At 75.2% G+C, this 15,687-nt stretch carries 8 protein-coding genes and 1 pseudogene; 6 read left to right on the forward strand and 3 right to left on the reverse strand.

All coding sequences use genetic code 11. The features are described from left to right. A pseudogene (locus ACFXGN_RS31165) lies at positions 1-426 on the forward strand (MFS transporter); the annotation flags it as partial. A 407-nt stretch (positions 427-833) separates the two neighbouring features. Here ACFXGN_RS31165 and ACFXGN_RS31170 read toward each other — a convergent pair. Next, positions 834-1,292, reverse strand: a complete 459-nt coding sequence (locus ACFXGN_RS31170; protein ID WP_384865528.1) for a hypothetical protein — start codon at positions 1,290-1,292, stop codon at positions 834-836. 1 nt (position 1,293) lies between these two features. Beyond that, complete coding sequence (locus ACFXGN_RS31175; protein ID WP_384865530.1) at positions 1,294-1,746, reverse strand: hypothetical protein; 453 nt, start codon at positions 1,744-1,746, stop codon at positions 1,294-1,296. A gap of 115 nt (positions 1,747-1,861) precedes the next feature. Here ACFXGN_RS31175 and ACFXGN_RS31180 point away from each other — a divergent pair, with 115 nt between their 5' ends. The 3 genes from ACFXGN_RS31180 to ACFXGN_RS31190 all read left to right on the forward strand — a co-directional run bounded on the left by ACFXGN_RS31180 (position 1,862) and on the right by ACFXGN_RS31190 (position 7,921). Then, positions 1,862-3,256, forward strand: a complete 1,395-nt coding sequence (locus ACFXGN_RS31180) for a hypothetical protein (RefSeq protein WP_384865532.1) — start codon at positions 1,862-1,864, stop codon at positions 3,254-3,256. Between the two features lie 194 nt (positions 3,257-3,450). Beyond that, positions 3,451-4,791, forward strand: coding sequence for a hypothetical protein (locus ACFXGN_RS31185; protein WP_384865534.1), 1,341 nt, complete (start codon positions 3,451-3,453; stop codon positions 4,789-4,791). Between the two features lies 1 nt (position 4,792). Next, positions 4,793-7,921 (forward strand): CHAT domain-containing protein, encoded by a 3,129-nt coding sequence (locus ACFXGN_RS31190; RefSeq protein WP_384865536.1) that lies wholly within the window; start codon positions 4,793-4,795, stop codon positions 7,919-7,921. A 119-nt stretch (positions 7,922-8,040) separates the two neighbouring features. Here the strand turns inward: ACFXGN_RS31190 and ACFXGN_RS31195 are convergent, their stop codons facing one another. Further along, positions 8,041-9,321, reverse strand: coding sequence for an MFS transporter (locus ACFXGN_RS31195; RefSeq protein ID WP_384865538.1), 1,281 nt, complete (start codon positions 9,319-9,321; stop codon positions 8,041-8,043). Positions 9,322-9,748: 427 nt separating this feature from the next. Between ACFXGN_RS31195 and ACFXGN_RS31200 the strand changes: the two genes are divergently transcribed. Then, positions 9,749-14,563, forward strand: a complete 4,815-nt coding sequence (locus tag ACFXGN_RS31200) for an amino acid adenylation domain-containing protein (protein WP_384865540.1) — start codon at positions 9,749-9,751, stop codon at positions 14,561-14,563. 64 nt (positions 14,564-14,627) lie between these two features. Then, positions 14,628-15,677, forward strand: a complete 1,050-nt coding sequence (locus ACFXGN_RS31205; RefSeq protein WP_384865542.1) for a MupA/Atu3671 family FMN-dependent luciferase-like monooxygenase — start codon at positions 14,628-14,630, stop codon at positions 15,675-15,677. Positions 15,678-15,687 lie beyond the last annotated feature (10 nt).

Raw genomic sequence — 15,687 nt, forward strand, 5'->3', positions numbered from 1 at the left:
CTGTTCCTCCCGGTCGGCGCGGACTGGACCTACCTGGCCATGTTCCCGAGCCTGATCATCCTCGGCCTGGGCTTCTCCCTGGCCTACGGACCACTCACGATCGTCGCCACCGACGGCATCGCCGAGGAAGAGCAGGGCGTCGCCGGCGGCCTGCTCTACACCTCCTTCCAGTTCGGCGCCGCCCTCGGCCTGTCCGGCGTCGCCGCCGTCAACATCGCCGCCACCGACGACACCACCCCCGCCGCCCTCCTCGACGGCTACCAAGCCGCCCTCGTCGTCCCCCTCGCCGCCGCCCTCATCGCCGCCCTCATCAGCGCCTTCGGCCTCCGCAACAAAACCGCAACCACCCACACCACCGACACCCCGACAACAGACACCACCACCAGCACCACCGGTAGTACCGAACGAATCGAAGCCACCAGATAAACCCCCACCACCCACACACGAAAAGCGTTGCCCTGGCCTCCCGCACCCCGGCAGGCCAGGGCAACGCCCTTTCCCGTATCCATTTACTTTCTCCCCCTTGGTCTTTCCTCACTGCTTCCAAGGTTGCCGATGTCGCTCCACGTGTCCCCTGTTCCGGAAAGAGAGGAATTCTCGTCGACAGCAGGAACCGACGCTCTCCAGGAGTCCGGGGTGGTGAATTACGGGAAGGTCGTCACCGGGCAGTGGCCCTCCCCCGTGACCCGCTGCTGGACGAGCCCCCCGCCCCAGCCGTGTACGCGGCCCATGCCCGGCAGTGCCGGGACCAAGGGCGGGCAGCGCCCCGAGGAGGAGGAGCGGAACGTCGTGGTCTCCGTCCGGCACATCCGCGATCGGCGGCGCGCGGTCGGTCAGATCTCCACGCGGTACGTGGCGTGGGGCGGGTCCACGACGGCCGGGAGCCGCAGGCCGACGCGCAGGGTGTCGTGGGAGGAGCGGCGCCAGGTCGTCTCGAACGGCGGAAAACCCGGCCCGCTGATCCGCAGGCCGACGTCCGAGCCGGAGTCCTCTCCGTCCTCCCACGCGGTCAGTCCGGTGACTACGGCGGTCGCCGGTATCCCCTGGGCGTCGAGCCGTCGGCCGGCTCTGCGCTCGGCGGCGGTGTGGCCTCCGAGCGCCAGGCCGAGGGGCAGCAGGACCACCGTGAAGACGACGCCCATGAGCAGGAGTTCCGGACCGGCGACGAGGACCGCGCCCAGGGTGAGCGGTCCGCACAGGCACAGCGTCGCGGCACTGCCGTACAGGAGGGCCGCGCCCCCGGGGCCGTAGCGTGGTACCCGCGTCCACCGGGGGCCGTCGTGGCCGGACACCTCAGTGGTGCGGGGCCTCGGGCGGTAGGCCAGGGGCCACGCCGTCCCCCGCGTAGAGGTAAGAGCCCGGCCGGGCGGGGTCGGCGATCAGGAACACCGGGTCGCCGGGGCGCGGGATCCGCAGCTTGGAGACGACGGTCCGGATCGTGACGGGAACGCTGCCGCCGGGCAGTTGGAGGACCAGATCGACGACGGGGTCGAAGTTGACGAGCTGTCCGGTGTCCGCGAGCGACACGACGACCGCGGGCACGGTCGGCGCTCCCGCCGCGAGCAACTGCTGGACCTCGTGGCCGGAGCGGTACGCGCCGATCGACTGCTGGACCCTGGCGAAGTCCTCCTGGCCGAGGAACGCGCGCGTGGCGCGGCCGTAGAAGCCCTTGCCGCTCGCCACCTGGTCGGCGATCCCCGCCGCCCGCTCCTCGCGGTTCCCGCGACGCTTCCCGAAGATTCCCATGGCCGCTTCTCCTTGTGGTGAGCCCGTGCGGTACGCGAGAGGGACGCTAGGCGGCCGGGGACGCCTACCGATCCCAGGTTCGCCCGCCCGCTCGGACACGACGTACGCTCCCCGCATGTCGTCGCCGAGCCAGCCGACCGAAGGGCCCCGCTCCCGGGCCATGGCCATCGACCGTGCCTGGCGGGCCCTGGGGCCGGGGCTCGAGGCGCTGAGCGGCCCCGGCGGGGCCCCCTTGACCAGGACCGTCAAGCTGATCGTCCTGCCGCTGGTCGTCAGGCCCGCGCTGCGGCCGGGACTGGCGGCGGACTTCCTCCCCCCGGAAGAGGCCGCGCGCCTCGACGCCCTGGTCCGGGAGGCCGCGCCGCTCCTCGTGGCGACGGCGCGCTGGTTCACCCTCCTCAAGAAGGCCCGCCGGACGCTGGGGGTCGTGGCGGGGAACCCCCAGGACCTGTATTTCCAGCGGTGCTTCGAGCTGGCCGTCGAGTACGGGACTCCCCCGGCGGGCGCGGAGGACATGGCCGGGTCCGTCGTCGCGGAGGTGGCGGACGCGGGCGGCGGGCGCACCGTGGAAGCGCTCCGGGAGCACCTCGCGGACGCCGGTCGGCGCGACCGGCTCGAAACGGAACTGGCCGTCGCGTGGCAGGGCCGTACGGGCGTCGCATCGGACGGCCGTACGGTCGTCCCCGCCACCGAGGTGACCGTCGCGGTCGCGCTGGCCGCCGACGCTCTGGACGCCTGCGCCGCGCCCGGCGGCTCACCGGCGTACGCCGCCATGGTCGACGCGGGGCACGGCGGGCTGTTCGGCCGGGCCCTGTGGGCGCGGACGGACGGACCGTGGGGCGCCGGGGGACCACCGGCCTCCCTGGGGCTCACCGCCCTCCCGGTGCCGCCCCGGCCCGAGGTCGGCCGGGGCGCGTCGACGGCGACGCTGCCCGCGCCCCTCGACCGGACGCTCTTCGAGCGGCTCTTCGTCGTCCTCCATGCCTCGTCCCGGCGCGAGGAGCTGCCGACGGTGCCGGAGCTCGTCGCCCGGGAGACCGGGCGGAGTTGTGCTCCGCTCGGTCTCCGCGACGAGAGCCTGCGGGTCGCGGCCGTCCTCGGCGGGCGTCTCGCGGTCGGCCTCGACCCGCTGGGCACCGGGGCGCCCCCGGCGGGCCGCACCACGGCGCACCGGGCCGTCAACAGCCGCTGGCGGCGGGAGGCTTCGGTGCTGCGGGCCCGCAGGATGACCGTCTCGCCCCGGCCCGACCCGGACGGCGGCGCCCTGGAGGCGCTCGCCCAGGACCTCCGCACCCCGTGGGCCGCCTACATGCGGCGGCTGTGGGTGCGGCTGCACGGGCGGGACGTGCGCGGCGCGCCGCTGACGGACCTCGCCTCGGCCTGGGCGGTGCTCGACGGGGTCGCCCGCTCGGTGATGATGGACCATCGTGCCCGGGTCCGGTCGGCCCTGCGCGCTCTGACGGAGGCGCCTCCGGTCGTGGCGGAGCCGTCCGGGCAGGGGGGCGTGTGAGGGCCGGGGCCGGGACGGACGTCCGCGTCGGCCTGGGCGAGGACGGCATGATCCTGGTCGCTCCCGATCCCGATCACGAGTTCGATCCCGGGTCCGGGTCCGGGTCCGGGTCCGGGTCCGGGTCCGGGTCCGGGTCCGGGTCCGGCGGGGGTCGTCCCGGTGAGAGGGGCGCCGCTCCGGACTTCGCTCGGGCCGTGCTCGATGTCGCCGGGGCGGTCCTCGTCTGGCCCGTCCTCGGGGTGCCGGGGCCACCAGTGGCGGAGATCCATGACCCGGTACGGGCGCAGCAGTGGTTGTGGGCGCTCTACGGCGAGCGCGTCGCCGCCGCCGTGCACGCCGTACGGGCGGGGAACGCTCCTTACGGCCCGGCGGGCGGGCACGCGGGTCCGCCCGGGGCGGGTGCGCGGGGCGCCGTGGCGGGGAACGGCGTCCACGACGCCGATGCCCTGCGGGGAAGGGCGGCGAGCGTACGTGTCCCGGCGGAGTCCTCCGTCCTCGCGGGCGCCGCCGCCCGGCTCGGTCTCGCGCACTGGGCGGCCCGCTGGTGGCCCGCCTCGTACGGGGACGGCATCGCGGTGCTCGAACCGGGCGTGCTCGGACTGGAATCGGCGGCCCTCACCCATCGCTGCCAGCAGCTCTTCGACGACGGGGGCGATCAACCGGACGACTGCGCGGCCGAGTTGATCGAGGAGCATCTGGGCGCTCTCGGCCCGTTGCTCCAGTGGTGGCGTGCGACGCCCCGGCCGACGGACACCGCACGGCACCTGGACGAGGTGCTCCGGCTCGTCGCGGAGGCGGCGGACTGCGCCGGGCTGGACGGGGCGGAGACGCGCGGGCTGCGTTCGGCCCTGGAGCGGGGGCCGGACCGGGGGCGTACGGGCGCTCCGGCCGACCCCGGCGCGCTGTTCGCGCGTCGGTCCGGCTACGCCCTCGCGGCGGGCGCCCCGTCTCTCTCCGGCGGCCGGGTGATCGCCCGGGGGTCCGGCACCAACGACTGGTGCCGCTATCCGCCCGGTCTCGTCGACGCCTCCGAGGAGGCGGTGTCCTGGACCGTACGCGCGGTCGGCGCACGACGGCCGGCCGAGATCGAGGTCGTCGCGCACGTCGCGGCTCCGGCCACCGGTGTGCCCCTCGTCGCGGAGATCGCGGTGAACGGCGGTGGCCCGCTGCGGGTTCCCCTGGTCCGGCGGGACGACCTGTGGACCGGCCGGGCGGACGTGGACCTGGGCGCCGGTCCGTCCGGCGCGGGCCCGGCCCCGCGCGTCGAGGTCGGCGTCCTGATGCCCGGTTTCGACCCCGGTGCCGGTCCCGCGGCGGGCGCCGGGCGGGCCGCCGTCCGCGTCCTGGCACGGCGCCGCCTCGCCGCCGCGGCACCGCCCGTGGAGGACGGGGGACGCGGCGGGGTGCCGGGGTACGCGGAGGACGGGAGAGGCGGCGAAGTGGCGGGGTCCGTGGAGGACGGGGTCCTCCACGGCGTGGCGGGGCCCTTCCTCGCCGAGATCCTCGCGGCCACCGCCACCGGGGAGGACTACTGAGATGACAGACGCGACCGAAGCGCCGACGAGCCTGTACGGGGAGCCGTTCGACAGCGGTCTCGCCGAGGCCCACGGGCACCACATGGCCGCCGAGTTCGGGGCCGCGTACGCCGTCTACGAGGAACTCCTCGACCGTGCGGGGTCCTTGGACGACTCTCCCGATGTGCGGTTCCTGCGGGCGCACCTGCTCTCCGACCTCACGAGCGTCCTCCTCTCCGCCTCGGACCTGCCCCGCGCGGAAGAGGCCAACGAGCGGGCCCGCGCGCTCCTCGACGGTGTCGCGGCGGAGCCGATGGGGCCGCAGGGGCGTCAGTTGTGGCTGGAGATGCTGCTGCGGACGCTGATCGCCGGATCGGCCGTGCTGAGCGCGACGGGACGCCTGGACGAGGCCTTGGCCCGTCTCGACGAAGCGGCGGCCGTCCTGCCCGGGTTCAGGGACCCCGAGGGGCTGCGCGCCGCCGAGATCGGCCTCGACCGGGTGCTCCTGCTGATGGCGCGCGGCGAATGGGGAGCGGCCGAGGAACATGCCGTGCTCCTCCTGTCCGTCACTCCGGACAGCGCGGCGGAGACGATCCCGCGTCTGCTGACCGCACTGGGCGCGATCTGCTCCGCCACCGGACGGTACGACCCCGCCGAGGACCACTTCGCACGGGCGGAGGACGGCTTTCTGGCCCTGGGCGACAGCGGTGAGCGGCAGGGGCTGCTCACGCACCGCGCGTTCCTCGTCTGGGGGCGGGGTGAACTCGGCCGTGCGGAGGAGCTGTTCACGGAGGCGTCCACCGTCTTCGAGGGGCAGCGGCGGTTCGGGGACCTGGCGGTCTGCGAGCAGGCCCGCAGTCACCTCGCCGGTCTGCGCGGTGACGCCACGGGGGCGCGGGACCTGATGGCGGCGAGCCTGGACCGGTTCACCCGGCTCGGCGCCTCGGTGGCCGCCGCCGACAGCATGTTGCTCGGCGCCCAGCACGCCTATGCGCGGGGTGACGTCGAGGAGATGAAGCGGCTGTCCCAGGAGGCCCGGGACGTCTATCAGGCCCGGCGGATCCACGAGCGGTGCGCGCAGGTGGACCTCCTGCTCGCACGGGCCCTCGAGGACGATCTGGACCGGGCGGACCACGGCGACCACGAGCGGCGGTCCGTGGACACCGCGCTCTCCCTGGCCCTCCCCGCCGCGCTGACGCTCGCCGCGGCCCGCCACGACTTCGTCACGGCCCATGCGCGCGGCCAGTGGCTGGAACTGGCCGACGAGGCGATGCGGTTGGTCTTCCGTCTTGCCGTGCGCCGTCAGGACCAGGGGCTCCTCTTCGAGCTGGTGGAGCACCGCTGTGCGGGTGCGGCGCTGTCCCTCGGCGGCCGGTCGGGCGCTGCCCGGTCCAGCGGCGCGCCGGTCTTCCCCGACCCCGCGATGAAGACGTACGGCGAAGGCGGGGCCGTGGCGCTCGGGGGTGTCGCCGCGGAGGCCGCCGCCTCCGCCGGGTTGCGCGTCGGGCCGCCGCCGAAGGTGCGGATGTCGGCGGAGTCCGGCCGGGTGGCGCTCCAGGAGTACATCGCGGCGGCCGAATTCCGTTACGGGCGGCGGATCGTGGCCGAAGTGGAGGTTCCGTTCTGGGACACCGAGGCGCTGACCGGGCGCCCGGTGGTCCAGGTCCGGCTCGCCGACGCGGGCGATCTGTTCATGACCTGGACGTGGGCCGGAGGCGTCCGGGGGTTCGGCACCGGATACGCGCCCGCCCGCGAAGTCGAGCGGGTGGTGGGCGAGTTGAGTGCGGCCCTGCCTGGTTCGGGCGAGGGGGAGGCGGGGATGCGGCGTGCTTTCGGGGCGGGCGCGTTCGCCGGGCGCGGCGCCGAGCGGCGGCTCGCCCGGGCGCTGGGCGGGGTGTTGTGGCCGGAGGGCCTGACCGAGCAGATCCGGCGGGTGGCGGCCCGTACGGGCCGTCCGCTGGTACGGATCCAGCCGTCCCCCCGTACCGCCCAGGTCCCGTGGGAGCTGCTGGCCGTGGACGACACGGACGTCCGGCTCCTGGACCTGGCGGACGTGGTGACCACCGCGCCGACGTCCTTGCGGCGCCGGAGCGCGGTCGCGGGTACGGCAGGGGGCGGCGGCCTGGCGGCGGCCGTCGGGCCTCCGGCGGCGGACGGCGTCTCCGGGCCTCCTGCGAGGGACGCCGTCTCCGGGCCTCCGGCGGCGGACGGCGCCCGGGGGGACACCGGAGTTCCGGAGCCGGGTGGTGACCAGGCGACCGCCGGGCGTCCGGCACCGGGTGCCGACCGGACGGCCGTCGGGCGCCGGACGGCCATCGGGCGTCCGGCACCGGCTCCCGGCCAGGTGGCCGCCGGGCCCCCGGCGGAGGCGCCCGGCCCGGTGGTGCTCGTGCTCGACCCCCGGGTGCCCGGCTTCCGGGCCGACTCGCCGCTCGGTTCGGTGCTGGGGCCGCCCGGCTCGGACCCGGAACTGCTCGCGCTGGTCCGGAGGCATCTCGACACGGGCCCGGTGGTGCCGTCTCCCGCCACTCCGGCGGAGGCGTTCCGGCGCACCGACCTGGACCGGGAGTGGCTGAGCGGCGTGCTGCGCGCGGGCCCGCGCCGACTGCTGTACGTCGGCCATGTCAGCGGCGCACCGGTCGAAGGGGGCCAGAGCGAGGACGGCACCCTCCATCTGTGCTGCGGTCCGGGGACGGCCGGTCTGACCGAGCCGGTCCGTGCCCATCGGCCACTGTCCGCCAAGGACCTCCTGCTGGGGACGCTCCCGCTGCGCGGCGACGGCGAACCGGGGGCGGCGGTCTGGCCCGCGCCGCCGAGGGTGGCCCTGATCGGCTGCGAGAGCGGTGGTGACCTGCGGTTCGCGGAGTCGTTCGGGCTCGCCACGGCGATGCTCCACAACGGCGCGGACCTGGTGACCGCCACCCGCTGGCCGCTGCCGACCAGTTTCGCGTTCCATCACCTGGCGGGCGTGCCGGAGTCGGTCCGGCCGCTGTCGGAGGCGGTCGTCGCCGTCGACACCGCCCATGAGGACCCCGACCCGGTGCACGGGCTGTGCGCCTGGCAGCGGGAGCGGCTCGACCGCTGGCGCGCCGATGGCCGGATCGCCGACTCTCCCCTGCTGTGGGCGGCCCTGACCTGCATCGTCGTCTGAGGGGGCGGGCGGGGTGCCGGTCCTCGGGGCCGGGCGGGGGGTGGAGTGACGGTGCCTCCGGAGGCCCGTACGCCCTTCTCCGATACGTCTTACGGTCCCCGGGCGGGCGGCCGGAATCCTCAGGCGTCGGCGGTGGGGGCGCCGGGCAGGTCGCGGAGGCCGCGCAGGGGCCCCGCGAGCAGGAGGACGCCCGCCGCCAGGAGTGCGGCGGTGACGGCCCACATCGTGGCGCGGGCACCGAGGAGGGAGGCGAGGGAGCCGCCCAGGAGGGCGCCGAGCGGGATGGTGCCGTAGTTCAGGAACAGCGTGGTCGCGGTGACCCGGCCCAGCAGCTCGGGAGGGCAGTACGCCTGCCGGAAGCTGACGATGATGACGTTGCAGGCCACGACCCCGGCGAACATCACGACCGTGCCGAGGACGAAGTACGCGAGGCCCGCGCCGGGGGCGGCGAGCGCGGCCAGCAGGCCGAAGGGCGCGGCGGCGAGGTGGAGGACCAGCAGGGCGCGTGCCGTGCCGAGGCGCCGGGCGAGCCGCCCGGCCATGAGCCCGCCGAGCACTCCGCCGATCCCCCCGCAGGAGACGAGCCAGCCGAGGGTGTCGGGGCCGACGCCGACGGTCCGTACGAGGAACACGATCTGGACGGCCTGGAAACCGGCCATCGCCAGGTTCACCGCCGCGCCGAACGCGGTGACGGCCCGTACCGGCGGATCTCCGGCGACGAAGCGGAGACCGTCGGCGATCTCGCGGCCCAGCCGTCGCCGGGGCGCCGGGGCCGGGCGCGGCCCGTCGGAGCGGATGGCGGTGAGGCAGATCGACGACACCACGAAGGACACCGCGTCGAGCAGCAGGCCCGGCACGCTGCCCAGGGCCTGGGCGATCAGCCCGCCGAGGCCGGGACCCGCCGTCCTGGCGGCCTGGTCCCCCGCCTGGAGCTGCGCGTTGCGGCTCATCAGGTCTTCCGTGGGCACCAGTCGGGGCAGATAGGACGAGTAGGCGGTGGAGAAGAAGACGGAGGCCGCGCCGGACACCAGGGCGGCCCCGAGGACGTGCCCGATGGTCAGGGCTCCCAGCCACCAGGTGACCGGGACGCTCACGAACACCACCGTGGAGACCGCGTTGGACACGAGCATGACCCGGCGCGGCGCGAGGCGGTCGACCCACGCCCCCGCGGGCAGTCCGATGACCAGCCACGGCAGCCAGGGCGCGGCGGTGAGCACGCCCATCGTGAACGGCGAGGCGTGGAGGGTGGTGACGGCCACGAGCGGCAGCAGGACGGACGTGACGCTGGTGCCCAGTTTGCTGGTGGTCTCGCCGACGAGCAGCAGCCGGAAGTTCCGGTGCGGGTGGCGGCCACGGTCTTTCGCGGACTGCGCGGCAGTCGGCGTGACGGACTCCAGCACGGCCTCCGGACGTCGGGGGAGAAGTGTTCTGAACGGGCCTCAGAGTACGTTCGTCGCAAGCGAGTTCGGGGCCGGATCGTACATTTTCCCCGCCCTGGAAACCAGGGTGGCCATTTCCCGCTGGTGCCGCTTAGGCTCGACCGCGTCCGCCGCCAACGCACCATGTCCCAGGGGAGGTCGAGCCCGGATGAGCGATCCGTTCGAGAAGAAAACTGGCGTCCTCCCGGCCCTCGCCGAGGGCCGGGGCCGACGCGCCGCCCGGCCTTCGCGAGGCGATGTCCCGGGCGGATGGCCGACGACGGCCCGGGGCGCGACGGACACCGTTCCGCACTGACGACGGTCCGCGCCGCGAGCGCCGCGACCGCGTCCGGTCGCTCCCGCACCACCCACACCGGCACCGCCCCCTTTCCCGCGCAAGGAGCTGTCCGTGGTCACCAGTGCGCTCGACCTCCTCACCCGTTTTCGGCGCGTGTCCGCCCGGCGCCCCGAGCGCGTCGCCGTGGTGACGCCGTCGGAGTCGGTGACCTTCGGCGCACTGGGCGAGCGGGTGGAGCGGACCACCCGGGCACTGCGCGCGGCGGGCGTGGAGTCCGGGACGACCGTCGCCGTGGACCTCCCCTGGGGGGTCGGCCCGGTGGCGACGATGCTCGCGGTGTGGCGGCTCGGCGCGGCCTACGTACCGCTGGACCCGGCCGGTCCGGCGTACCGGCGACGTCCGCCCGCCGGGGACACCGGGGCGCGGGCGGTGGTCATCGGCGGGCCCGGTGACACCGTGCGGCCGGAGGGCACGCGCCGCCTGGACCTTCCTTCGGACCTGGGGCCGTTCGCCACGGGCACGCCGGTTCCAGTGGGTGAGGTGGCCGGTGACGCGGCGGCGTTCGTCGTCCTCGCCCCGGAGGACGCCGGGCCGTCCGAGGGGGTCGCGGTCACCCGGGACGACACCGCCCGCCTCATCGGAGCCTGCGAGGACAACGGTGTCTTCCTCCCGGCTCCGGCGCGGGTGGTGTGGGAAGCGGACCTCGGTCTCGACTCCTCGGTCCGGCAGTGGGCCCGCGTCTGCCGGGGCGACACCCTGCTCCTTCCGGACGACGGACAACGCGCCGATCCACGGCTCTTCGCCCGGTTCCTCCGGGAGTACGGGGCCACCGACCTGGACACCACCCCGTCCCGCTGGGAGGCCCTGTGCCCCCATCTGGTGACCGGGGCGTCGGACTCCCCTCCGCTGCGGCTGCTCCTCCCCGGGGAGTCCGTGTCCGATGCCCTCCGGGCGGAGCTGGCCCGGCTCGCCGGACAGGGCCGGGTGGACACCGTCCTGTTGTACGGGCCGACGGAGCGCGTGGCCGCCGCCGTCGCCGCGCCCGTCAACGACCCCTCGTCCCAGGGCCGTTCGCCCCTTCCTCCGGTCCGCGTCCATGTCGTGGACGCCTCGCGGCGGCCGGTGGCCGAGGCCGAGCCGGGAGATCCGTACCTCGCGGGTGCGCGTGTCGCCCTGGAGTGCGCGGACCGCCCCGCACCGGCCTCCGGGAGGATCGTCGTCGACCTCCACGGTCCGGCCGGGGCACGGACGTACCGGACCGGCGACCGGGTCCGGGGCGGCCGTCCGGTCCGCCTCGGCGGGACGGCCGGGACTGCTGGGGTGACCGGGGCGAGCGGGGCGGCCGGGGCGAGCGGGGCGAGCGCGCCGCACGGCCGGCGGTCCGGACCGGGCGCGACCGGGGACGTGACGGACCGGCGTCCGGACACACCTCGCACCGTCCGGACGGGCGAGGAGGGACCTCGCACGGCCCCGCCCGGCGAGGACGGGCGCCCCGCCACGCTGCCCGCCGAGGACGTGCCTCGCACCGTCCCGCCCGGCGGGAGGGACCGTGCCGTCCCGCCCGCCGGGAGGGCACACGCCGTCCCACCCGTCGAGAGCGTGCCCGGTGGCCCCGCGCCGCAGGGCGTCACGGTCGCCCCTGCGCGGCACTTCATCGAAATCTTCGAGGAGTGCGCCGGGACCGCCCCGGAGTCCCTCGCCCTGGTCTTCGGCGAGGAACGGGTCTCCTACGGGGAGCTCGACGCCCGCGCGAACCGGCTGGCCCATGTGCTGGCCGCGCGGGGCGCGGGACCGGAGACGGTGGTGGCCTCGGCGCTCGACCGCTCGGTGGATCTGGTCGTCGCGGTCCTGGCGGTACTGAAGAGCGGCGCCGCCCATCTTCCGGTGGACCCCGGCTACCCGGCGCGGCGCATCGCCCACATCCTGGGCGACGCGGCCCCCACCCTGCTCCTCGCGGACTCCCGCACGGTCCTGCCGTCCGGTGTCGCGGTGCCCCGTACCGACCTGGACGACCCGGAGACCGGCACGGCGCTGCGGCGCGCCCCGGCGGCCGGGCCGCCACCGGGTGCCCGGCGCGCCCTGGGCGGGCTGCCCGCGTACGTCATCTACACCTCGGGGTCCACCGGTGCGCCCAAGGGCGTGGTCGTCACCCGCTCCGGTCTCGCCAACCTGGTCGCCCACCAGCACGAGACGATCGCGGTGGACGCCGACAGCCGTGTCCTGCAGTTCGCGTCACCGGGCTTCGACGCGTTCTTCTGGGAGCTGGCGATGGCACTTTCGGCGGGGGCCACGCTCGTCCTGGCGCCCGCCCGGGACCTGCTGCCGGGGCCCGGACTGCGTCGTCTCCTCGACGAACAGCGGGTCACCCACGCTTCGCTGCCCCCTTCCGTACTGCGGGTCCTGCCGTCCGACGCCCTCCCGCACGTACGCTTCCTGGTCTCCGCAGGTGAGGCCCTGGACGCGGAACAGCCTCGGCGCTGGGCTCCCGGCCGGACCCTGGTCAACGGGTACGGGCCCACCGAGACCACGGTCTGCGCCACCATGAGCCGACCGCTGACAGGACGGGACGGCACGCCGCCGATCGGCGGGGCGATCCGGGGCACGCGTCTCCACGTCCTCGACCTCGCCCTGCGGCCGGTGCCCGTCGGAGAGGTGGGCGAGCTGTACGTGGCGGGGGCCAATCTGGCCCGGGGCTACCTCGGTCGGCCCGGTCTGACGGCGGGGCGCTTCGTCGCCGACCCGTACGGACCGGCCGGGACGCGGATGTACCGCACCGGGGACCTGGTCCGGAGGTGCGCGGCGGACGGTCTGGAGTTCGTCGGACGGGCGGACGACCAGGTCAAGATACGTGGCCACCGGATCGAACCGGGCGAGATCGAGGCACGGCTCGCCGGGCACCCCGGAGTGTCGGCCGCCGCCGTGACCGTGCACGAGGACCGGTACGGCGACCGGCGGCTCGTGGCCCACATCCGTCGCGAACCGCCCTCCCGGGCGGACGCCGACCACCCGGGCGGAGCGGACCTCGCCACCGCCGAAACGGACCGGGGGGCCGACGCGGACCGGGGGACGGTCGCGGACCGTACGGCCGACGCGGACCGGGTGGCCGACTGGCGGCGTGTCCTCGACGCCGTACCGGCCGACGAACAAGCGGCCTTCGGCGAGGACTTCGCCGGGTGGAACAGCTCCTACGACGGCAACGCGCTGCCGCTGGAGCAGGTGCGCGAGTGGCGGGACGAGACCGTGCGGAGCATCCGCGCGCTGGGACCCCGACGTGTTCTCGAACTCGGTGTGGGCAGTGGTCTGTTGCTCTCGCAGCTCGCCCCCGGGGCGGAGTGCTACTGGGGGACCGATCTCTCGCCCCGGGTGATCGAGCGGCTGCGGCGACGGGTGGACGGGCGGCCGGACCTGGCAGGGCGGGTCGTCCTGGACTGCCGGGCCGCCGACGACCACGAAGGCGTCCCGCGCGGCTACTTCGACGTGGTCGTCCTCAACTCCGTCGTCCAGTACTTCCCCGGCGGACGCCATCTCGCCCGGGTCCTCGCGCTCGCGGCGGACGCCCTGGTGCCCGGCGGTTCGGTGTTCGTCGGCGACGTCCGGCACCTGGGGCTCGCGGAGTCCTTCCACGGCGCGGTCGCGGCCCGTTCGACGGGCGTCGCACCGGGCGGCGCGGAGCAGCGCCGGGCGGTGGCGCGCGGTCTGGCGAGGGATCCGGAGCTGCTGGTGGACCCGGAGTTCTTCCGGTCGTCGACGGTCGCCGCCGGTGACACCGGAGGCACCGGAGGCACCGGGCAGCGCTTCGCGAGCTGCGACGTACGGCTGAAGCGGGGAACCCACCACAACGAACTGACCCGGTACCGCTACGACGTGGTCCTGCGCCGGGCCGAAGCCACACCGCCCGGCACCGGCGGCACGCGATCGACCCCCGGCGCGGCGACGGAACTGGTGTGGGGAGCGGACGTCCGTACGCTCGACGGCCTCGTCGACGCGCTGCGGGACCCTGCCCGGGGCGGCTCGCCCGTACGGGTCTCCGGCGTGCCGAACGCGCGCCTCACCGAGGACCTGCGCGCCTCGGGCGGCTCGCCGGGCTCCGGCCCGGACCCGGAGGACCTCGCGCGGCTCGGCGAACGCCTCGGCTACCGCGCCGCGTTGCGCTGGTCCGCGAAGGCGGGTCCCGAGCACATCGACGCCGAATTCTCCACCGGGGAAGAGGACTTCCCCCAAGAGACCGGAGACCGGAGCAGGGTAGGTACCGGGGCCGGGACCGGGACCGGGACCGGGACGATGGTGGACCCCGAGCGTCATGTCAGCGTGCCCTTCGCGGCGACCGACGATACGGAGCTGATCAGGTCGGTCACCGCGTGGGCGACCGCGTACCTCCCGGGGTACATGGTGCCGTCCGCGATCGTGGTGCACGACGCGTTCCCGCTGACCCCGCACGGCAAGCTCGACCGGGCCGCCCTGCCCGCCCCGCCCGCCGTCCGGCGCGGCACCGGGCGCCGTCCCCGCACCGAGCGGGAGGCCGCGCTGTGCCGCATGTATGCGGAGATCCTCGGGCTCGCCACGACGGAACCGGCGGACGGACCGCGCACGACCGACGCCGCCGAAGCCGTCACTGTCGACAAGACAGACGCGGGCGGCTCGGCAGCCTCAGAGGAAGTGGAGGGCGCGGAAGGCGCGGAAGGCTCGATCGGCGCGGAAGGCCGGTCGGACACCACGTACCCGGTCGGCATCGACGACGACTTCTTCGCGCTCGGCGGCCATTCGCTGCTCGTCACCCGGCTGGTGAGCCGCGTCCGCGCCGAGCTGGGCGTGGAGCTCCAGGTGGGCACGGTCTTCGACGCGCCCACGGTGGCCGGTCTCGCGTCCCGGCTCTCCGGCGCCCGCAAGGCGCGGCCCGCGCTGCGGAGGATGCCCCGCCCCGGCTGACGGCGGCACGGGCCCCCGGCAGACGACCGGATCATCGACGACAAGGGTTACCGAAGGATCCCCGATGGACTTCAGCCTCTTCTACTTCGCCGACGACAGCACACCGGACGGGGACGCCGGACGGTACGAGCTGCTCCTCGAAGGAGCCCGCTTCGCCGACCGGCACGGCTTCCGCGCGGTGTGGACGCCCGAACGGCACTTCCACCCCTTCGGCGGGCTGTACCCGAACCCGTCCGTGGTGGGCGCCGCCCTGGCGATGATCACGAGCACCGTCGCCATCCGCGCCGGGAGCGTCGTCGCCCCCCTCCACCATCCGCTGAGGATCGCGGAGGAGTGGTCGGTCGTGGACAACCTCTCCGGCGGACGGGCGGGGGTGTCCCTCGCCTCCGGCTGGCACCCGGTGGACTTCGCGCTGAGCCGGGCACCGTACGAGGACCGCAAGCGCCTGCTGGCCGACAGCGTCGAGCAGCTCCGCGGGCTGTGGCGCGGGGACGACCACGAGGTCGTGGACGGCAACGGCGCCCCGGCGACGGTACGGGTCTTCCCGCCGCCGGTCCAGCGGGAGCTGCCGCTCTGGGTGACCAGCGCGGGCGATGCGGAAACGTTTCGTACAGCGGCGACGGCACGGGCCGGGGTCCTCACCCATCTGCTGCACCAGGACGTCGACGGGCTCGCCGCGAGGATCTCCGCGTACCGGCGGACGGCGCGCGAGACCCACGACGGCTGGGAGGGCCATGTCGTCCTGATGCTGCACAGCTTCCTCGGCACCGACCGGGACGAGGTCCGCGCCACCGTCCAGGGGCCGCTGACCGCCTACCTCAGGAGTTCGGTCCATCTGATCGCCCGCTCGTTCGGCGCCCTCGACCCGGACTTCGACATCGACGCGCTGGAGGACGAGGACCTCGACTTCCTCGTCGCCCGGTCCTTCGACGCCTACTTCGAACAGCGGGGCCTCTTCGGGACGGTGGCGGACGCGACGGCGACGGTCGAGCGGCTGCGCGCCGCCGGTGTGGACGAGATCGCGTGCCTGATCGACTTCGGCATCGGCACCAAGACCGTGCTGGACGGGCTGCGGCACCTGAACGCGCTCCGCGCGGCATTCGAGACGAACTGATCCGAGAGAC

It is taken from the genome of Streptomyces sp. NPDC059247, assembly GCF_042754005.1.
Classification (GTDB): domain Bacteria; phylum Actinomycetota; class Actinomycetes; order Streptomycetales; family Streptomycetaceae; genus Streptomyces.